This window comes from Synechococcus sp. CBW1107 (genome assembly GCF_015841355.1).
Classification (GTDB): Bacteria; Cyanobacteriota; Cyanobacteriia; order PCC-6307; family Cyanobiaceae; genus Regnicoccus_A.
In genome coordinates this window covers 545,100-564,060 of the sequence record NZ_CP064908.1, presented here as the reverse complement: position 1 = coordinate 564,060, position 18,961 = coordinate 545,100, and the positions used below count along the sequence as shown (strand labels likewise).

General features: G+C 70.6%; 19 protein-coding genes. 12 read left to right on the top strand and 7 right to left on the bottom strand.

Annotation, left to right across the window (positions count from 1 at the left end; all coding sequences use genetic code 11):
• Positions 1-49 precede the first annotated feature (49 nt).
• Positions 50-3,613, top strand: a complete 3,564-nt coding sequence (gene mfd / locus I1E95_RS02960) for a transcription-repair coupling factor (RefSeq protein WP_197165350.1) — start codon at positions 50-52, stop codon at positions 3,611-3,613.
• A gap of 109 nt (positions 3,614-3,722) precedes the next feature.
• Positions 3,723-3,905 carry a hypothetical protein gene (locus I1E95_RS02955; protein WP_197165348.1) on the top strand — a complete coding sequence of 61 codons (183 nt, stop codon included), beginning with the start codon at positions 3,723-3,725 and terminating at the stop codon, positions 3,903-3,905.
• Between the two features lie 92 nt (positions 3,906-3,997).
• Here the strand turns inward: I1E95_RS02955 and I1E95_RS02950 are convergent, their stop codons facing one another.
• The 3 genes from I1E95_RS02950 to I1E95_RS02940 all read right to left on the bottom strand — a co-directional run bounded on the left by I1E95_RS02950 (position 3,998) and on the right by I1E95_RS02940 (position 7,384).
• Positions 3,998-5,344, bottom strand: coding sequence for a S41 family peptidase (locus tag I1E95_RS02950; RefSeq protein WP_197165346.1), 1,347 nt, complete (start codon positions 5,342-5,344; stop codon positions 3,998-4,000).
• 100 nt (positions 5,345-5,444) lie between these two features.
• Positions 5,445-6,689: a (E)-4-hydroxy-3-methylbut-2-enyl-diphosphate synthase gene (gene ispG / locus I1E95_RS02945; RefSeq protein ID WP_197167039.1), complete on the bottom strand. Its 1,245-nt coding sequence runs from the start codon at positions 6,687-6,689 to the stop codon at positions 5,445-5,447.
• A gap of 38 nt (positions 6,690-6,727) precedes the next feature.
• Positions 6,728-7,384, bottom strand: coding sequence for a uracil-DNA glycosylase family protein (locus I1E95_RS02940; protein ID WP_197165344.1), 657 nt, complete (start codon positions 7,382-7,384; stop codon positions 6,728-6,730).
• 202 nt (positions 7,385-7,586) lie between these two features.
• Between I1E95_RS02940 and I1E95_RS02935 the strand changes: the two genes are divergently transcribed.
• From I1E95_RS02935 to I1E95_RS02905, 7 genes are all read left to right on the top strand, one after another.
• The gene (locus I1E95_RS02935; RefSeq protein WP_197165342.1) at positions 7,587-8,765 is read left to right on the top strand and encodes a pyridoxal phosphate-dependent aminotransferase; all 1,179 of its coding nucleotides are present in this window, start codon (positions 7,587-7,589) and stop codon (positions 8,763-8,765) included.
• A 5-nt stretch (positions 8,766-8,770) separates the two neighbouring features.
• A complete protein-coding gene (locus tag I1E95_RS02930; RefSeq protein ID WP_197165340.1) occupies positions 8,771-9,736 on the top strand; it encodes a putative selenate ABC transporter substrate-binding protein in 966 nt (321 codons plus the stop codon).
• Between the two features lie 16 nt (positions 9,737-9,752).
• Positions 9,753-10,010, top strand: a complete 258-nt coding sequence (locus tag I1E95_RS02925; protein ID WP_231594820.1) for a hypothetical protein — start codon at positions 9,753-9,755, stop codon at positions 10,008-10,010.
• 58 nt (positions 10,011-10,068) lie between these two features.
• Complete coding sequence (locus I1E95_RS02920; RefSeq protein ID WP_197165338.1) at positions 10,069-10,824, top strand: ATP-binding cassette domain-containing protein; 756 nt, start codon at positions 10,069-10,071, stop codon at positions 10,822-10,824.
• Complete coding sequence (locus I1E95_RS02915; RefSeq protein WP_197165329.1) at positions 10,821-12,392, top strand: ABC transporter permease; 1,572 nt, start codon at positions 10,821-10,823, stop codon at positions 12,390-12,392. Before I1E95_RS02920 ends, I1E95_RS02915 begins: the two co-directional genes overlap by 4 nt.
• Before the next feature lie 11 nt (positions 12,393-12,403).
• Complete coding sequence (locus I1E95_RS02910) at positions 12,404-13,084, top strand: GDSL-type esterase/lipase family protein (RefSeq protein WP_197165327.1); 681 nt, start codon at positions 12,404-12,406, stop codon at positions 13,082-13,084.
• A gap of 110 nt (positions 13,085-13,194) precedes the next feature.
• Positions 13,195-14,115, top strand: coding sequence for a sigma-70 family RNA polymerase sigma factor (locus I1E95_RS02905; RefSeq protein ID WP_197165325.1), 921 nt, complete (start codon positions 13,195-13,197; stop codon positions 14,113-14,115).
• Here I1E95_RS02905 and I1E95_RS02900 read toward each other — a convergent pair.
• Positions 14,033-14,791 carry a DUF92 domain-containing protein gene (locus I1E95_RS02900; protein WP_197165323.1) on the bottom strand — a complete coding sequence of 253 codons (759 nt, stop codon included), beginning with the start codon at positions 14,789-14,791 and terminating at the stop codon, positions 14,033-14,035. The two genes, I1E95_RS02905 and I1E95_RS02900, sit on opposite strands and share 83 nt — an antisense overlap.
• A gap of 128 nt (positions 14,792-14,919) precedes the next feature.
• On the opposite strand from I1E95_RS02900, the gene I1E95_RS02895 reads away from it, so the two are divergent.
• Positions 14,920-15,312, top strand: a complete 393-nt coding sequence (locus I1E95_RS02895) for a hypothetical protein (protein ID WP_197165321.1) — start codon at positions 14,920-14,922, stop codon at positions 15,310-15,312.
• A 15-nt stretch (positions 15,313-15,327) separates the two neighbouring features.
• Here I1E95_RS02895 and I1E95_RS02890 read toward each other — a convergent pair whose 3' ends face one another.
• Together I1E95_RS02890 and I1E95_RS02885 are read right to left on the bottom strand one after the other, a co-directional pair.
• Complete coding sequence (locus I1E95_RS02890; RefSeq protein WP_197165320.1) at positions 15,328-16,092, bottom strand: 16S rRNA (uracil(1498)-N(3))-methyltransferase; 765 nt, start codon at positions 16,090-16,092, stop codon at positions 15,328-15,330.
• A gap of 5 nt (positions 16,093-16,097) precedes the next feature.
• On the bottom strand, positions 16,098-16,550 hold the full coding sequence (locus I1E95_RS02885; RefSeq protein WP_197165318.1) for a DUF3531 family protein: 453 nt from the start codon (positions 16,548-16,550) through the stop codon (positions 16,098-16,100).
• A gap of 84 nt (positions 16,551-16,634) precedes the next feature.
• On the opposite strand from I1E95_RS02885, the gene I1E95_RS02880 reads away from it, so the two are divergent.
• Entirely contained in the window at positions 16,635-17,282 is a 648-nt protein-coding gene (locus tag I1E95_RS02880) for an ABC transporter ATP-binding protein (protein WP_197165316.1), read from the top strand.
• 19 nt (positions 17,283-17,301) lie between these two features.
• Positions 17,302-18,216, top strand: a complete 915-nt coding sequence (gene hslO, locus I1E95_RS02875) for an Hsp33 family molecular chaperone HslO (protein WP_197165314.1) — start codon at positions 17,302-17,304, stop codon at positions 18,214-18,216.
• On the opposite strand, the gene I1E95_RS02870 is transcribed toward hslO, so the two are convergent.
• A complete protein-coding gene (locus tag I1E95_RS02870; protein WP_197165312.1) occupies positions 18,213-18,902 on the bottom strand; it encodes a CPP1-like family protein in 690 nt (229 codons plus the stop codon). The two genes, hslO and I1E95_RS02870, sit on opposite strands and share 4 nt — an antisense overlap.
• Positions 18,903-18,961 lie beyond the last annotated feature (59 nt).

Sequence of the window (18,961 nt, the reverse complement as noted above, 5' to 3'; positions counted from 1 at the left end):
CCGACGGCTCCGCTTGCGAAGATCGGGTCCCGTGCCGGTCCGCCCTCCGATGCCCCTCACCGCCCTGGTGCGCCAGCTCGAGCAGGTGCCCCTCACCGGGGAGGTGCTGGAGCGCAGCGGACGGCCCGAGCGGCTGCGGCTCAGCGGGGCCGGCCGGGCGGCCCGCGCCCTGATCACCAGCGCCCTGGCCCGGCGGGGCGGCAGGCCCCTGGTGGTGATCGTGCCCACTCTGGAGGAGGCGGGCCGCTGGGCGGCCCTGCTGGAGCTGATGGGCTGGCCCACGGCTCAGCTCTACCCCACCAGCGAGGGCTCCCCCTACGAACCCTTCGATCCCACCAGCGAGATCACCTGGGGCCAGCTGCAGGTGCTCAGTGAGCTGATCGATGGCACCGGCCGTTCCTGGGCCGGAGCGATCGTGGCCACCGAGCGCGCCCTGCAGCCCCACCTGCCGCCACCCGCCGCCCTGGCCGCCCGCTGCCTGAGCCTGCGCAAGGGCAGCAGCGTCGATCTCGACGACCTGGCCGACACCCTCACCCGCCTCGGCTACGAGCGGGTGCCGACGATCGAGCAGGAGGGCAGCTGGAGCCGCCGCGGCGACATCGTGGATGTGTTCCCGGTGAGCGCCGAGCTGCCGGTGAGGCTGGAGTTCTTCGGAGAAGACCTGGAGAAGCTGCGGGAGTTCGATCCCGCCACCCAGCGCTCCCTCGACGCGATCGAGGCGGTGCGTCTGACACCCACGGGCTATGCCCCGCTGATCGCCGACGCCCTGCGCGAGTCGATGCCGGAGGCCCTCACGGAGCTGCTCGCCCCCGAGGCCCTCGAGCAGCTGCTCGAGGGCGGCACGCCCGAGGGCATGCGCCGGCTGATGGGCCTGGCCTGGGAGCGGCCCGCCACCCTGCTCGACTATCTGCCGGACGCCACCCTGATCGCGGTGGATGAGCGGCGCCACGTCCTGGGCCACGGCCAGCAGTGGTTCGACCACGCCAGCGACCACCACGCCGAGGTAAGCGCCGCCCTGCCGCCCGGCTTGCTGCCGCCCTCACTGCACCGCCCGGTGGAGGAGGCCCTGGCGGCCGCCGAGCGCTTCGCCGGCTTCGATCTGGCCGAGCTGCACGAGAGCGACCGGCACCCCAACAGCTTCGATCTCTCCAGCCGTGCGGTGCCGGCCCACCCCAATGCCTTCGGTCGCCTCGCGGCCCTGGTGAAGGGCTACCAGCAGGAGAAGGCCCGGGTGTGGCTGGTCTCGGCCCAGCCCAGCCGGGCCGTGGCCCTGCTGGAGGAGCACGACTGCATCACCCGCTTCGTGCCCAACCCCCACGATTTTCCCGCGATCGAGCGGCTGGGCGAGCAGAACACGCCCGTGGCGCTGAAGCTGCGCGGCACCGCCGAGCTGGAGGGACTGCAGCTGCCGGCCTGGAAGCTGGTGCTGCTCACCGACCGGGAATTCTTCGGCCAGCACAGCCTGGCCGCCACCGGCTACGTGCGCCGCCGCCGCAAGGCGGCCAGCCGCACGGTGGACCCGGGCAAGATGCGCCCCGGCGACTTCGTGGTGCACCGCAACCACGGCATCGGCCGCTTTCTCAAACTGGAGAAGCTGGCGATCAGCGGCGAGTCGCGCGATTACCTCGTGGTGCAGTACGCCGATGGGCTGCTGCGGGTGGCGGCCGATCAGCTGGGCAGCCTCGGGCGCTACCGCGCCAGCACCGACAGCCCTCCGGAGCTGAACCGCATGGGCGGTGTGGCCTGGACCAAGGCCAAGGAACGCGCCCGCAAGGCGGTGCGCAAGGTGGCGATGGACCTGGTGAAGCTCTATGCGGAGCGTCAGCAGGCCGCCGGCTTCCCCTTCCCCCCCGATGGCCCCTGGCAAGACGAGCTGGAGGACTCCTTCCCCTACGAGCCCACGCCCGATCAGCTCAAGGCGATCGCCGACGTGAAGCGCGACATGGAGAAGCCCGAGCCGATGGACCGGCTGGTGTGCGGGGATGTGGGCTTCGGCAAGACCGAGGTGGCGATCCGGGCGGTGTTCAAGGCGGTCACGGCCGGCAAGCAATGCGCCCTGCTAGCCCCCACCACGGTGCTGGCGCAGCAGCACTGGCGCACCCTGAGCGAGCGCTTCGCCCCCTACCCGCTCAAGGTGGCCCTGCTCAACCGCTTCCGCACCGCCGCCGAGCGCAAGACGATCCTCGATGGACTCAGGGACGGCACGGTGGATGTGGTGGTGGGCACCCATCAGCTGCTGGGCAAGGGCACCACGTTCGACAAGCTCGGGCTGCTGGTGGTGGATGAGGAGCAGCGCTTCGGTGTGAATCAGAAGGAGAAGATCAAGGCGCTGCGCAAGGACGTGGATGTGCTCACGCTCTCGGCCACGCCGATTCCGCGCACGCTCTACATGAGTCTCTCGGGGGTGCGCGAGATGAGCCTGATCACCACACCACCGCCCCTGCGCCGGCCGATCAAGACCCACCTGGCGGCCCTGGATGAGGAAGCGGTGCGCAGCGCCATCCGCCAGGAACTCGACCGCGGCGGCCAGGTGTTCTACGTGGTGCCGCGGGTCGAGGGGATCGAGGAGGTGGCCGGATCGCTGCGGGAGATGCTGCCGGGCCTGAAGCTGCTGATCGCCCACGGCCAGATGGCGGAGGGGGAGCTGGAGAGCGCCATGGTGGCCTTCAACGCCGGCGAGGCCGACGTGATGCTCTGCACCACGATCATCGAATCGGGTCTCGACATCCCTCGGGTGAACACGATCCTGGTGGAGGATGCCCACAAGTTCGGCCTCGCCCAGCTCTATCAGCTGCGCGGCCGTGTGGGCCGCAGCGGCATCCAGGCCCATGCCTGGCTCTTCTATCCCGGCGACGCGTCGCTGAGTGAGGCGGCGCGTCAGCGCCTGCGGGCGATCCAGGAATTCGCCCAGCTGGGCAGCGGCTATCAGCTGGCCATGCGCGACATGGAGATCCGTGGCGTGGGCAACCTGCTGGGGGTGGAGCAGAGCGGCCAGATGGAGACCATCGGCTTCGACCTCTACATGGAGATGCTGCAGGAATCGCTCGCAGAGATCCAGGGCCAGGACATTCCGGTCGTGGAGGACACCCAGATCGATCTGCCGGTCACCGCCTTCATTCCCGCCGACTGGATCCCCGAGAGCGACGAGAAGATGGCCGCCTACCGCGCCGCCGCCGACTGCCGGGTCCGGGAGGAGCTGGTGCAGCTGGCCGCCGACTGGGTGGACCGCTACGGCGCCATGCCCACGCCGGTGGCGAGCCTGCTGCAGCTGATGGAGCTGAAGCTGCTGGCACGGCGCTGCGGCTTCTCACGCATCCGCGCCGAGAAGCCCAACATCGTGCTGGAGACACCGATGGAGGAGCCGGCGTTCCGCCTGCTGCGCCAGGGTCTGCCCCAGCACCTCCATGGCCGGCTGGTGTACCAGGGTGGTGGCGGCAGCACGGCCAGGGTGCTCGCCCGGGGGCTGAACGTGCTGGCGGCCGACCGGCAGCTGGACACCCTCAAGGACTGGCTGGCGGCGATGGCCGATCAGATCCCCGGTGCCGATGGTCTCACTGCCGCCCAGAGGGTGGAGCAGGCGGCCGCCAAGAATGCGGCGGTGCTGGCGGTGTGAGGAGGGGAAGCTCTGATGGGCGTCCCTGGCGGGTAAAGGAAAGCTTCAGAATCACCGTTGTCTCATCTCCGCAAAAGTTCGTTACAGTGCAACGAATTGAAACGCGGTCATGGGTGAACTGGTGGGTGGGACAAGCGGCATCACGGCTGAGCTCCAGAGCGGCTACGCGCTCGTTTCGGCTGTGATCAGCGTGCTCGCCCTCGGCCTCTTCGCCCTGTTCCAGAACGACCAGGAGAACAACGACGACGACGATTCCAACCCCGGTGGCGGGCTGATGCAGCCGGTGGCCTGAGGCCACAGGGACCGTGAATGACCCAGGAACCCCAGCACTCAGCTCCTTGAGTGCTGGGGTTCAGGTCTGTCTCCCGTCTCTACAGGGTCTGTTCAGGGCGTGCTGGTCCCAGGGGTCTTCAGAGCCGCCGGCAGGTTGGCACTGGTGGGATTGAAGGTGGTCCGGGAGGCGCTGGTTTCACGCAGCTTCTTGACCAGGGTCGATTCGGCTGCGCGGTACTGGACATCCTTGGAGGTGCCCAGATCCTCCAGCTTGAGCTTGGCGGCCTCGGCCTCGCTCAGCTTCACCGACACATCCGGGGCGATGCCGTGCTTGTGGATGTCGCGGCCACTGGGGGTGAGGTACTTGGCGATGGTCACGGTCATGCCGGAGCCATCGGAGAGACCCCTCACCGACTGAACCAGGCCCTTGCCGAAGGTTTTCTGGCCCACCAGCACGGCGCGTTTGTTGTCCTGCAGAGCACCGGAGAGAATCTCGCTGGCGCTGGCGGAGCCCTCGTTCACGAGCACCACGATCGGTGATTTGGTCAGGGCGCGGCCGTTGGCGCGGCGCACGTCCTGGATGCCGTCGCGGGTCCGGGTCGAGACGATGATGCCCTCATCCAGCAGCTGACGGGCAATCTCCACGCTGGCCATCAGCAGACCACCGGGGTTGCTGCGCAGGTCGAGCACGTAGCCCTGCACGCCTTTCTGCTCCAGGTCGCGCAGGGCGGCGCGCATGTCCTTGGCGGCGTTGGCGTTGAACTGCTTCAGGCGGATGTACCCCACCTTGATGCCGTCGGGCCCGGTGTTGATCTGGTGCTCGACCGCATGCAGCTCGATGCGGGCGCGGGTGAGCGGCACGGAGACTACTTTGCTGTTGCGACGCAGCTCCAGGGTGACCTTGGTGCCGGCCTGACCGCGGATCAGCTTGACCGCATCCTCGGTGCTCATGCCCTTGGTGCTCTTGCCGTCGATCGAGACGATCACATCCTTCGGCTGCACACCGGCTTCGGAGGCCGGCGAGCCGTCGATCGGCGAGACCACCACAAGTTCCTTGGTCTCCTTGTCGAGGCTCAGCTGGATGCCCACCCCGGAGAGTTCTCCGGAGGTGTCGATCTGCATCTCCTTGAACTCCCGCGGATCCATGAAGCGGGTGTAGGGATCATCGAGGGTGCCGAGCATCCCCCGGATCGCCTCATAGCTTTCCTTGGTGCTGCCGTAGCTCTTGGCGAGAAGGTCGCGGCGCAGTTTGCGCCATTGATCGGGGGTGTATTTGCCGGTGGTGTCGAGGTAGTCGCGGAAGACGATCTGCCACGCCTGATCCATCACCTCCTTGGGACTGTCGGTGATCAGGGAGGCGGCGCTGGGGGAGCCCAGCCAGTCGGTGCCGACGATCACGGCGGTGGCGCAGGCACCCAGTCCGGCGAGAACGGCGATCCCGGTGCGACCCCTGCCCATTGGCTGATTCCCTGGCGTTTGACGGTCTCCTCAAGCTAGCCCGCTCACCGGGGTCGGGCGAGGGATCGGGGACGGTCACAGGCAAGTCAGGATGTGACCGTCAGGGATCGACCCAGCGGCCGTCCTCCTTGATCAGGGCGATCAGGGCCTCCACGCCCTCGGCCTCGGGAACCCGGCGGATCTCGTCGCGGCCGCGGTAGAGGGAGATGGTGCCGGGGGTCTTGCCCACGTAGCCGTAGTCGGCGTCGGCCATCTCGCCGGGTCCGTTGACGATGCAGCCCATCACGGCGATGTCCAGGCCGGTGAGGTGGGCCGTGGCGTTGCGAACCACGTGCAGCACCTCCTCCAGATTGAAGAGGGTGCGGCCGCAGCTGGGGCAGGCCACGTATTCCACCATCGTTTTCCTGAGGCCCAGGGCCTGAAGGATCGAGTAGCAGACCGGGATCTCCTTCTCGGGCGCCTCGGTGAGCGAGACCCGGATGGTGTCGCCGAGGCCTTCGGCCAGGAGGGTGGCGATGCCGGCCGTGCTCTTGATGCGGCCGTAGTCGCCATCGCCCGCTTCGGTGACTCCCAGGTGCAGGGGGTAATGGAAGCCGCCGGCATCCATCCGGTCGGCCATCATCCGGTAGGCGGCCAGCATCACCGGCGCCCGCGAGGCCTTCATCGACACCACGATGTTGTGGAAGTCGAGGCGATCACAGATGTGGATGAACTCCATGGCGCTCTCCACCATGCCCAGCGGCGTGTCGCCGTAGGTGAACAGCATCCGCTCCGCCAGGGAGCCGTGGTTGACGCCGATGCGCAGGGCCTTGTCCTGCTCCCGGAGCAGGCTCACCAGGGGTTCGAGGGTGGCCTGGATGCGTGCACCGATCGCCTCCACTTCCTCGGGGGTGAACTCGGTGCGGTTGGGATCGGGCTTGTCGAACACGTAGAGGCCAGGGTTGATGCGCACCTTGTCGACGTGCTGGGCCACCTCCAGGGCGATCTTCATGCCGTTGTGATGCACGTCCGCCACCAGGGGCACCGGGCGGTAGCTGTCTTCCAGGCGCCTGCGGATCTCGCCCACCGCCTTGGCATGGGCCAGGCTGGGCACCGTGAGCCGCACGATCTCGCTACCGGCCTCATGCAGACGGCGGATGCCGGCGGTGGCGCCCTCGATGTCGAGCGTGTCCTCGTTGATCATCGACTGCACCACCACGGGGTGCTCGCTGCCGACCCAGACGTCTCCCACCCGCACGCTGCGGGTCTTGCGGCGGTGGATCAGGGTGTCGTAGCGGGGGTTGCTGGCCCAGTCGGCGGGGAGCCCCGGAAGGCTGGTGTCGGGGCGGGCGAGGGTGCCGGTCATCGCCAGGGGGCCGGGAAGTGGGCTCACCCTGCCACAGATCAGGGGTCGCCTGACGAATCCCGAGCGGGGTCCGGGGCGGCCCTGAGCTCGTCGAGGCGGCGCCTGACCGCCTTGAGGTCCTGCCAGGTGTGCCACTTGGGTGTCTCCGGCTCCCGCGAGGGATTGCGCAGCAGATAGGAGGGGTGAAAGATCGGCAGACACCAGCGCCCCTGCCACGGCCGCCACTGGCCCCGCAGGCGGGTGATGCCTCCCTTGATTCCCAGCACTCCTTCCACCGCGGTGGCGCCGGCCAGCAGCACCACCTGCGGCTGCACCAGCTCCACCTGCTGCAGCAGCCAGGGCAGGCAGGCGGCCATCTCCTGGGGCGTGGGTTTGCGGTTCTCAGGCGGACGGCACTTCACCACGTTGCAGATGTAGGCGTCGCGGTTGCTGTCAATGCCGACGCTGGCGAGCATCCGATCGAGCAGCTGCCCCGCCCGGCCCACGAAGGGGGAGCCGCTGGCGTCTTCCTGGGCGCCGGGGCCCTCACCGATCACCATCAGGGCGGCACCGGGGTCACCCCGGCTCACGACCACCTGCCCCCGGCCGTCCGCCAGGGAGCAGCGGCGGCAGGCGGCGCAGCCACCGGCGAGTTCCCGCAGCGCCGCGTCCCGCCGCGCCGTGTCCAGCCGCACCCCGCCGGGATCACCCTCCACCCTGTGTTTCCCCTGTGGCTGAGCTGCCACGCTGGCGGCAGCGGGGGCCTGCTGTCCAGGGGCCTGGCGCGACGGTGCCCGCTCGAACCTTTCCCAGGAGGGGCGTCAGGCAGGATGCAGGATCTCTCTGGCGCTTCTTCTCCGGAGCGCCGCGGCCGTTCGTGGCCGCTTCGCGCTGCGGCCGTCGGCCGCGCCCCCGCCGATGCCCCGCCCGTTGAAGCTCTCGGCCCGGGCCGAAGCCCTGCACCCTTCTCTCACCCTGGCCATCGCGGCCCGCGCCAAGCAGTTGCGCGCCGAGGGTCAGGACATCTGCAGCCTGAGCGCGGGCGAACCCGACTTCGACACCCCGGCCTTCATCCGCCAGGCGGCCAGCGAAGCCCTTGAGGCCGGTGCCACCCGCTATGGCCCGGCCGCCGGTGAGCCGGCCCTGCGCGAGGCGATCGCCGTCAAGCTGAGCGAGGAGAACGGGGTCCCCACCAAGGCCGAGCAGGTGCTGGTCACCAACGGCGGCAAACAGGCTCTGTTCAACCTCTTCCAGGTGCTGCTGGGCCCCGGTGATGAGGTGCTTCTCCCCGCCCCCTACTGGCTCAGCTACCCCGAGATGGTGCGGCTGGCCGGGGCCTCGGTGCGGCTGCTGCCCAGCGACGCCGAGCACGGCTTCCGCCTCGATCCTCAGCAGCTGGAGGCGGCGATCACCCCGGCCAGCCGCCTGCTGGTGCTCAACAGCCCCTCCAATCCCACCGGGATGGTGCTCAGCCGCCCGGAGCTGGAGGCCATCGCCGCTGTGCTGCGCCGCCATCCCCAGGTGGCGGTGGTCTGCGACGAGATCTATGAATTCCTGCTGGCCCCGGGCCATGTGCACCACAGCTTCGCGGCGGTGGCACCCGATCTGAGCGATCGGGTGTTCATCGTCAACGGCTTCGCCAAGGGCTGGGCCATGACCGGCTGGAGGCTGGGCTTCCTGGCCGGCCCCAGCGCCGTGGTGAACGCCGCGATCGCCCTGCAGAGCCAGAGCACGAGCAACGTCTGCTCCTTCGCCCAGTTCGGTGCCCTGGCGGCGGTGAGCGGCCCGCGTGACTGCGTTGTGGAGATGGCCCGGCAGTTCAATGAGCGACGCGCCCTGCTGCATGAGGGGCTCGCCTCCCTGCCGGGGCTCACCCTGCAGCCGCCGGAGGGGGCTTTCTATGCCTTTCCCGATGTCAGCGCCCACGGGCTCGATTCGATGACCTTCTGCAACCGCCTCCTCAACGAGGTGGGCCTGGCCCTCGTCCCTGGGGTCGCGTTCGGCGACGACCGCTGTGTGCGTCTCTCCTGCGCCGCTTCCCCCTCCACCCTGCGCGATGGTCTGGGCCGGCTCCGCCGCTTCATGTCCTCCCTCTGATCCCCATGCCACCTCTCGCTGTCCGCCCTCGCCTTCAACGCCCCGGGGTTCCGCTGGCCCTGCTGGCCGGCCTCGCCCTGGCCGTGGCGCCGGCGGCGCTGCCACCCCGGCTGCAGCAGGCCGCCCCCCAGCTCGCCGGCGCCCAGGCCCAGCAGAAGGTGCTGCGCATCAGCGCCATTCCCGATCAGAACCCCGAGAAGCTCAACCGCCTCTACGGGCTGGTGGCCGATGAGCTCAGCCGCCAGCTGAAGGTGCCCGTCAAGTACGTGCCCGTGACCGATTACACCGCCGCGGTCAGCGCCTTCCGCACCGGTGATCTGGACCTGGTCTGGTTCGGTGGCCTCACCGGCGTCCAGGCCCGTCTGCAGAAACCCGGCGCCCGGGTGCTGGCCCAGCGCGACATCGACGCCGCCTTCACCAGCGTCTTCATCGCCAACACTTCAGCGGGCCTCAAGCCGGTGCGCGGTGTGAAGGGCCTGGCGGAACTGAAGGGCAAGCGCTTCACCTTCGGCTCGGAGAGTTCCACCTCCGGCCGTCTGATGCCGCAGTACTACCTCAGCCAGGCCGGGGTGAAGCTCAAGGATTTCGCGGGGGGCGCCCCAGGCTTCAGTGGCAGCCACGACGCCACCATCGCCCTGGTGCAGAGCGGTGCCTACCAGGCCGGCGCGGTCAACGAGCAGGTGTGGAAGAGCAGCCTGCGCTCGGGCAAGGCCGATCGCCGCAAGGTGAGCGTGATCTGGCGCACCCCCGGCTATCCCGACTACCACTGGATCGCGCAGCCCAATCTGGATCAGCGCTTCGGCAAGGGCTTCACCGGCAAGGTGCAGAAGGCCTTCGTGAGCCTGCGCCGCAGCAACCCGCAGCAGGCCCAGATCCTGGAGCTGTTCGGGGCCCAGCAGTTCGTGCCGGCCCCTGTGGGTCAGTACAGCGCGATCGAGAAGGTGGGCCGCGAGATCGGCAAGATCCGCTGAGGCACGGCCCACACCCATGCCCCTAGCCTGGGGTCCGGATCCGGGCGGTGGCATGCGCTTCAACGGCAGTCTGGAAGAGCTGCAGGCTCTGGTCGCCCAGCTGGGGCAACCCGGCCACTGGGTCCACCAGGGGGCGTTCGAGATGTACGTTCTCGACGACGAGGAGACCAACATCCGCCTGAACTGGTGGCCCCGCAGCGGGGACCTCCGCCTGGTGGGTGATCCGGCCCAGCGGCTGGATCTGGAGGCGGCTCTGAAGGCGCTGCTTCCCTGAGCTCCAGGATGCTGGGGACCGAGTGCTCCCCGTTCTCATCCGGTCTGACTCTTCTGCCTTGATCAGCTCCCCCGACCGTCCCCTGCTGGAGCTGCGCGCCGTCCGGGTGCCGGGCCGCACCGCCCCCCGTCTCGACGAGGTGTCGTTGCAGCTGCGGCCCGGCGAGCGGGTGGCCCTGGTGGGCCCCAGCGGCGCGGGCAAGAGCACCCTGCTGGCTGTGGCCAATGGCCTGCTCAGCCCTGAATCCGGCGAGGTGTTCTGGAATGGCGCGGCCCCGGCGCGCTCCAGGAGAAAGCGCCGGCGGCAGCAGGCTCTGATCGGCACCCTCTGGCAGGACCTGCGCCTGATCGAGGAGCTGACGGTGCAGCAGAACCTGAATGCGGCACGGCTGGCCCGCTGGGGCTGGCCGCGGGCCCTGCTCAACCTGGTGCTGCCCCTCGAGACCGCCGCCAATGCGGCGGTTCTCGCCCGGGTCGACCTCGGCGCCGAACTGCTCGAGCAACCCGTGACCGCCCTCTCCGGCGGCCAGCGCCAGCGCCTGGCCCTGGCCCGCTTGCTGCGGCAGGACCCGCTGCTGCTGCTGGCCGATGAACCCCTGGCCCACCTGGATCCGCGCCTGGCGCGCGACCTGCTGAGCCTGCTGCTGGAGCAGGCGAGTGGCCGCCGTGCCCTGCTGCTCAGCCTGCACCGTCCCGATCTGCTCGATGGCTTCGACCGGGTGGTGGCCCTGCGCCAGGGCCGCGTGGTGCTGGATGCGGCGCCCTCGGCCCTGGCGGGCCCCCAGCTGGCGGCCCTCTACCGCTCGCAGCCATGACGGTCGCCTCCACCCCGGGCCGGGGGCCGCTGCATCTGCCCCCGCCGCTGCTGCCCCTGCTGCCGGCCCTGGTCTGGCTGCCGGTGCTGCTGGTGCTCCCTTCGCTCAGCCACGGCGGGGGCTGGGACCTGATCGGTCAGTTCGCCGGGGCGGCCTTCACCCCGTCGCTGGATCCGCTGGTGCTGGGCTCGGCCTTCTCCGGCCTGGGGGTCACCGCGGGGATCGCCCTGCTCGGCTGGGCCCTGAGTCTGGTGCTGGGGGTGCTGGGAGGGGTGCTGAGCTCCCGCACGGTGTGGCGCACGGCCAGCGGCAGTGCCCTGCCGGCGGAGTGGATCCGGCGGCTGCTGGCGGTGCCCCGGGCGGTGCATGAGCTGCTCTGGGGTCTGCTGCTGCTGCAGCTGCTGGGTCTGCAGCCGGTGGTGGCGGTGCTGGCGATCACGATCCCCTACGCCGCCCTGGTGGCGCGGGTGGTGAGTGATCTGCTCGACGCTCTCCCAACCCGCGGACTGGACGCGCTGCGCCTGGCGGGTGCGCCGGCGGGTCCGGCCCTGCTGACGGCGCTGGGACCGGCGCTTCAGCCGGGGGTGATCAGCTATGGCGGCTACCGGCTGGAGTGTGCCCTGCGCAGTGCCACCCTGCTGGGGGTGTTCGGCCTTGGCGGGCTGGGCACCGACCTGCGCCTGACGCTCCAGTCGCTGCAGTTCCATGAGCTCTGGAGCGGGCTGTGGATGCTGCTGCTGGTGATGCTGGCGCTGGAGGCCATGCTGCGGGTGTTGCGGCAGCGCTGGGCAATGCCGGCCCGCTTCGGGCTGACACGCCGCTCCGTGGGGCGCGGTGGCCGGGAGGTGGCGCTGGGCCTGCTGTTGCTGCTGCCGCTGCTGGTGCTGGTGGCCGTGGCCCTGGGGGTCAACCCGCTGCAGCTGGGTCAGCTCCAGCCCCTGCCTCCCTGGACGGCCGACTGGCCGGCGGTGGCGGCCTTGCCCTGGCCCTCGCTGATCGGCTCCACCATCGGCCTCACCCTGCTGGCGGCCGCCCTGGCGGTGGGAAGCGCACCGCTGCTGCTGCTGCTGATGGCGCCCTGGCCCTGGGGCCGGGCGCTGATGCAGGCGGTCTGGGCCCTGGGGCGCCTCTGGCCCCCGCCGCTCACAGCCCTGCTGCTGCTGTTCGTGCTGCAACCGGGTGTGCTCACGGCCGCCCTGGCCCTGGCCTTCCACAACCTGGGTATTCTCGGGCGCCTGCTGCTGGAAGCGGAGGACTCGGCCCCGGTCCTGGTGGAGGAGGCCCTGACCGTAGCCGGCACCGGGCCGCGGCTGGCCCTGCTCTACGGACGCTTCAGTGCCCTGGCCCGCTCCTACCTGGCCTATGGCGCCTACCGCGCCGATGTGATCCTGCGCGAAACGGTGGTGGTGGGCCTGGTGGGGGCCGCCGGGCTGGGCAGCCTGCTGCTGGAGGCCCTCAGTTCCTTCGCGATCGATCAGTTGATCGCCCTGGTGGCGGTGTATGTGCTGCTCACCCTGATGGGGGAAGATCTCAGCGACCGCCTCCGCCGGCGCCTGCTGGCGGCCTGACGACCGAGCCCATGGCCCTGACCGCGACACCGCGCAAGCTGATCGTCCTCGGGGACAGCGGTGTCTATGGCTGGGGCGATCCTGACGGCGGCGGCTGGTGCGAGCGGCTGCGGCGCCACTGGATGGGTCTGCCCGATGGGCCCGTGCTCTACAACCTCGGGGTGCGTGGTGATGGCCTGGAGCGGCTGGCGGCGCGGCTGCATGGGGAGGTGAGCTCCCGGGGGGAGCTGCGCCGTCAGGCACCCCAGGGGATCGTGATCAGCGTGGGTCTCAACGACACCGCCCGGGTCGGGCGGCCCGACGGCCGCCACCAGCTGGCTCCGGAGGCCTTCCTGTTCGGGTTGCAGCAGCTGTTGCGGGAGGCGGTGCAGCTGGCGCCGGTGCTGGTGACCGGCCTCACGCCCGTGGACGAGGCGGAGATGCCCTTCGCGGGCTGCCTCTGGTATCAGCTGGCCACCGTGCACCAGTACGAGCGTCTGCTGGAGGAGGCCTGCCTGGAGGCTGATGTGCCCTTTCTTCCCCTCCTGGAGCCCCTGCTCGGGGATCCCCACTGGAGCCGGCTGCTCAGTGCCGACGGCCTGCATCTCAATGCCGAGGGCCACGACCGGGTCTACGAGCAGGTGCGCCGGTGGCCGGCCCTGCTGGCCTGGGCGGGGCTGGAGACGCGACTGGAGCGCACGCCGGCGCACTGAGCAGCCGGATCCTTCACCCATCCGGGGGAGGTGGGTTCCCCGGATGGGGTGAAGCGCCGCCGGGGCCTGGCGGCAGAGGGTGGAAACACGGACCCACCGCTGTCCCTTCCATGCCCGATCCACGCCCTCAGCCTCACCAGGACCAGGACCTCCACAGCCGCAACGCCGAGCTGCTCAGGCGCTTTCACAGCAGCGGGGACCACCGCCTGCGCAACCGGCTGGTGGAGCTGAATCTGCCCCTGGTGCGCCAGGTGGCCAAGCGTCAGAGCGGGAGCACCAGGGTGCCCCTCGACGATCTGGTCCAGCTGGGCTGCCTCGGGCTGATCCGTGCGATCGAGGCCTTTGATCCCTCGCGCCCCACCGCCCTGAGCAGTTACGCGGTGCTCTACATCCGCGGGGAGATGCAGCACCATCTGCGCGATCACGAGCAACCCCTGCGCTGCTCCCGTCAGCTGCGCGAGCTGCACCGGCGTGGCCAGGCCCTGCAGCAGCAGCGTCAGCATCGCCAGCTGCCCGTGCTGGGGGAGGACGCCCTGGCGGAGGCCCTGGGCTGCTCCTCGCAGCGCTGGCGCGAGGCCCTCGAGCTGCACCAGGCCCTGCGCCTGCGCAGCCTCGATGCCCCCGCCAGCGACGGGGAGGAGCGGGCCGGCACGCTGCTGGAGCGCCTGCCGGCCCGGGAGCAGCCGGATCCCTGCCGCCCTGATCACATGGCGGAGTCCGTCTGCTGCGAAGGCGAGACCCAGCTCTGGGTGAAGCGCCGGCTGGAGCGGCTCGATCCCAGCCTGCGCCAGCTGATGCTGGAGCGGGTGCTCGACGGCGCCTCCTGGCGGCGGCTGGGGGCCGATCAGGGGCTGACGGCCCGGGCCACCCAGAGGCGCTTCGATGCGCTGGTGCTGCTGTTGCGCGAAGAGATCCAGCAGCTGGTGCGGGCGGGCCAGGCCCCCGGGCTCAGAGCCCCAGAATCGGGGCCAGCGCCATCGCCAGCACGGCGGCGATCAAGGTCTGCAGGCCGTTCACCAGTTCATTGCTGAGCCAGGCCAGACGCCCCTGCAGCGTGGCGCCGATCAGGCTTTCGATCAGCGTGGCCACCAGACCCACCGCCGTCACCAGCAGGGCCGCGGCGGCGGTGGGCAGCAGGCCTAGGACCAGCAGCACTGCGGCCATCACGGCGCTGCCGCCGAGGCTGGCGAGGCTTCCCTCGAGGCTGATGGCCCCTTCGCTGCCCGGGGGCACCGGCCGCAGGGTGGTGATCAGCACGGTGGTGCGGCCCCAGCGCTTGCCGATCTCGCTTCCGCAGGTGTCGGCCAGCTTGGCGGCGAAGCTGGCGGCGAAGCCCAGCATCAACAGGGGACCAGGCGCTCCCGGCACGGTGGTGAGCAGGGCCAGCACGGCGCCGGTGGCCGCCGAGCCCCAGACGTTCTCGGGCCCGCGCCGGCCGCCACGGCCTTCCGCCAACCCCTGCTCCCGCTTGCGCCGGATCCCCAGCCGGGTCACGGCCGAGCCCAGGGCCAGGTAAAGCACCACTGAGAGCCAGCCGCGCCAGCCGAGGGAGCCCCAGAGCAGGGTGCCGAGGATGCCGGCGTGCACCCAGCCGGCCCTGGTGAGCAGCGGCAGCCGCTGGGCCAGGGCGATCAGCACGGTGTTGATCACGAGGGCCAGCAGCCACTGGGCCGCAGGCGGCGGGGCGGAGGGCAGGGCGGTCAGCACGGCGCACGGACGGAGGCCACCAGTTTCCCCGGCGCCGCCGCAGGCCTCTGTTGCACTCCCCTAAGGGCCGGCGGTGACGGAGCGGCCGCGGCGGATAATCAGCCCACACGTCCTGGCTGGCCGGCGACATGATCTTCAAGCCCAAGGGGTTCTTCCTCAACCTCGACAAGGACGCGGACGTCAAGCCGGCGGTGGTGGCTCCCGTGGCGGCCAGGCCGGCCAAGCCAGCCAAGGGGGCCAAGGCTCAACCAGCGGCGGCCGTGGCGGCCCCTGCTGACGCGCCCACCGCTGCTGCCGCTTCTGCTGACGCCGCCTCCACTGGAGCGGCCCCTGTGCTCACCACCGCCGAGGCGATCGCAGCCGAGCTGCGTCGTGAGCAGGAGAACCGTCCGGCCCCAAGCGTCGTCACCTTCTCCCCCGAGTGCCTGACCCCCTCCGGCGCACTGCCCCGGGCCCGCCGCCGCGCCGGCGCCAATCTGGGCCTGTTCAAGGAGATGGTCGGCAGCCTGCGCGGCCGCTGAGTGAAGTCCAGGCCATCAGGGCCCAAGGCTGGTCTGCTCTCGCCACTGCTCACGCCACTGCACCAGCGAGGCCAGCCCCGCCACGGCCGCCGTGGAGGTGCGCAGGATGTGGGGGCCGAGGCTCACGGCCTGCCAGCCGCCGGCCTGAGCGGCCGCGGCCTCGGCTGGACTCCAGCCGCCCTCCGCTCCGATCGCCAGCGCCACCCCGGCCACGGACTCCGCTGACACCGGCGCCAGCGCGGTCCCCAGCAACGGCAGCTCCGCCTCACGGGTGGTGGCCAGGAGCGACAGTGCCTTCCGCGGTTGGCCCAGGTAGGTGATCGCCTCCTGAGGCTCCAGCAGCTGCGGCAGCCAGAGGCGTTCGCACTGCTCGCAGGCCTCGCGCAGGATCGTGCTCCAGCGGGCCGCCTTCCAGCTGCCGCGCAGCGTCCCATGCTCGGCCAGCAGGGGCTGGAGGCGGTCCACCCCCAGCTCGCAGGCCATGCGCACCACCACGTCGAAGTCGAGGCGGGGGATGGCCACCGCCAGCTCCAGCCGGGGACTGGCGGCTGCCCGGCGTTGCAGGGGCTGATCAAGTGGCTGCTCCAGCCGGGCCTGGGGGCCGTCGAGCAGCACGGCACTCCAGAGCTGCCCCTGGCCATTGATCACGGCGAAGCGCTCTCCGGGGCCGTAGCGCAGCACGCGGCTGAGATAGCGGCTCTCCTCGGGGGCCAGAGCCAGGGTGGTGCCGGCCGCCAGCCGCTCCGGGGCGATCAGCAGCCGGCGCAGCTCACGCACCACGGGCCTCAGTTGGCGCCATGGGGGAAGAGGGCCTCGGGCACCTCCTCCACCGGCCAGTCGTCATTGACGCCGCCGATCACGATCTCCTCGATCTCCACCACGTCGTTGTCGAGCTGACGCAGGGCGTTGATGAGCACATCGAGGGCCACCCCGTCGCTGGTGCCCAGATCCACCCAGCAGCGGCACCAGGCGTCGCGGTATTCCGGTTCACCCATGCTGTGCATCAGCGCGGGGAGGGTCGCCTCGGCCGCCTCGATGTCGTACTGCATGGCGCTGAGGTCGATCCCCTCCTCATGCACGTGCAGGCATTCGGCGTTGAAGCCCCCCAGCTTGCCCAGGAAGAACCAGCTGTCGAACACCGTATCGACATAGCCCCGCTCCCCCTGACCGGGGGGATTGGGGAAGCGCAGCCAGATCCAGCAGTTGAACGGATCCACCTCGCGGAAGCGAATGTCCATGGGCGTTGCTCCTTCCAGCATCGACTGGTGACCCCATCAAACTCGGTGGCGGCTGCTGCAAGCTGGTGCGGTCCGTGGTCCCCCATGCTGGAGCTCCGATCGGTCCGCTACCACCCGGCCACCACCCCCGAGCCGGTGCTGCGCGATCTCAGCCTGACCCTGCCCGTGGGCGAGCCGGTGCTGGTGGCCGGCCGCAGCGGCAGTGGCAAGAGCACCCTGCTGGAGCTGATCAGTGGGCTGGCGGAACCGAGCTCCGGAACGATCCTCTGGCAGGGTCAGCCGGTGACGGGCCGAGCGCGCCGCTGGCTGAGCGGCCTGGTGTTCCAGTTCCCCGAGCGCCATTTCCTCGGCCTGAGCGTGGGTCAGGAGCTGAAGCTGGGGCAGCGCCGGCTGGGGAGCGAGCGGCTGGAGGCGGTGCTGGGCCAGGTGGGTCTGCAGGGTGTGTCGCTGCAGCAGGCGCCGGAGCGGCTCAGCGGCGGCCAGCAGCGGCGTCTGGCCCTGGCGGTGCAGCTGCTGCGGGACCCGAAGGTGCTGCTGCTGGATGAGCCCACCGCCGGGCTCGACTGGTCGGTGCGCCATGAGGTGCTGCAGCTGATCGCCCAGCTCGGCCGTCAGCGGGCCCTGCTCGTGGTCACCCATGAGCCGGAGGTGTTCCAGGGCGTGGTGGGGCGGGCCTGGCGCCTGAGCGACGGGAGCCTTCAGCCCCTGCCGGCGCTCCGTACGATGCCCTGAGTCGGTGGAGGGCGCAGCGATGCCCGATCAGTTGGTGCGGGCCACGGCGGCCGATGGGGGAATACGCCTGGTGGCGGCGCTCACCACGGTCACCAGCCGCTACGCCCGGCGGCGTCATGGCCTCTCGTACCTGACCACGGCGCTGTTGGGGCGGGCGATGACGGCGGGACTGCTGCTGGCCAGCTCGATGAAGGTGGCCCACGGGCGGGTGAACCTGCGCATCCAGTCGGACGGGCCCCTGCGCGGGCTGATGGTGGATGCGGGCCGCGACGGCAGCGTGCGCGGCTATGTGGGCAACCCTGGCCTGGAGCTCGATCTGATCGAGGAGGCCGACGGCCAGCATCAGTTCGACTTCCGCCAGGCCACCGGCACCGGCTACCTGCATGTGGTGCGTGACCAGGGCAAGGGGGAGCCGTTCAGCAGCACGGTGGAGCTGGTGAGCGGCGGCATCGGCGACGACGTGGCCTCCTACCTGCTCCATTCCGAGCAGACCCCCTCGGCGGTGTTCGTGGGTGAGCAGATCGACAGCAGCGGCGTGCGCTGCTCAGGCGGGGTGCTGGTGCAGGTGCTGCCCAAGGCGGCGCGGGAGCCGGCGCTGGTGGCGCTGCTGGAGGAGCGTTGCCGGGAGATCAGTGGATTCAGCGCTCGCCTGGCCGCCTGCAAGGACGACCTCAAACTGCTGCTGGAAGACATCTTTCCCGACCTCGATCCCCAGCTGCTGGAGGACGCCGAGGCCCGTCAGGATGTGACCTTCCACTGCCCCTGCACCCGCCGTCGCAGTGTCAACGCCCTGCGGCTGCTGGGTGAGCAGGAGCTCGCCTCGATCCTGCGCGAAGACGGCCGCGCCGAGCTCACCTGCCACTTCTGCAATGAGGTGTACGGCGTGGAGGAAGGGGAGCTGCGGGAGCTGATCGCCGAGCTGTCGCTGGCCTAGGCGATCAGCAGGGCTCCGAGCAGCAGCAGGATCAGGGCGGGCAGGCTCTGCACCTGATTCAGGGCCAGGGGCAGGCCGAGCGGCAGGGCCGGATCGAGCCCGAGGGTGAGCAGACCTCCCAGCAGCAGGCCGACGCTGAGCAGGGCGAAGCTCCAGCCCACGGCGGCCAGGAAGCGGCCGTTGCGGCGCCGCAGGTTGACCACCGTGACCCCGGTGGCCAGGGCCAGCAGCACCTCGGCCGAACCCGGCGGGGTGATCAGGACCAGCAGCAGCAGCAGCCCATCGGCCACCAGGGGAAACCAGCGCTCACGGCCCTCCGCCAGGGCAAAGCTGGGCATGGAGAAGCTGGGGGCCTGCAGCTTGTTGCCGCCGTTGAGCTGGGGCAGGGAGGGCAGCTGGGGCAGGGAGGGCCGGGAGGGGACCCGCGCCGGCACCGGCTTGAGTTCCTCGCGCTTGGAGGCGGTGACCGCGGCGCTGCTCACCTTGCCCTGCTGACGCTCCCGCAGCCGCTCCATCAACACCGCGTCGTAGGCGGCCTCCACCCTGGCGCGCCCCTGGGGGTCGTCGCCGACCGCCTCGAGCTGATGATGGCGGGCCGCCTGCACTTCGTCGAAGCTGGCGTCGGGGCTGACACCGAGCCGTTCGTAGGGGCTGCCGCTGGGGGCTGGTTCAGAACCGTTGGTCATGGCCTCCGGTGCGTGGGGCTGGGTCGTGGCCCGAGCGTATCGAGGCGCGGGGCCGGTGG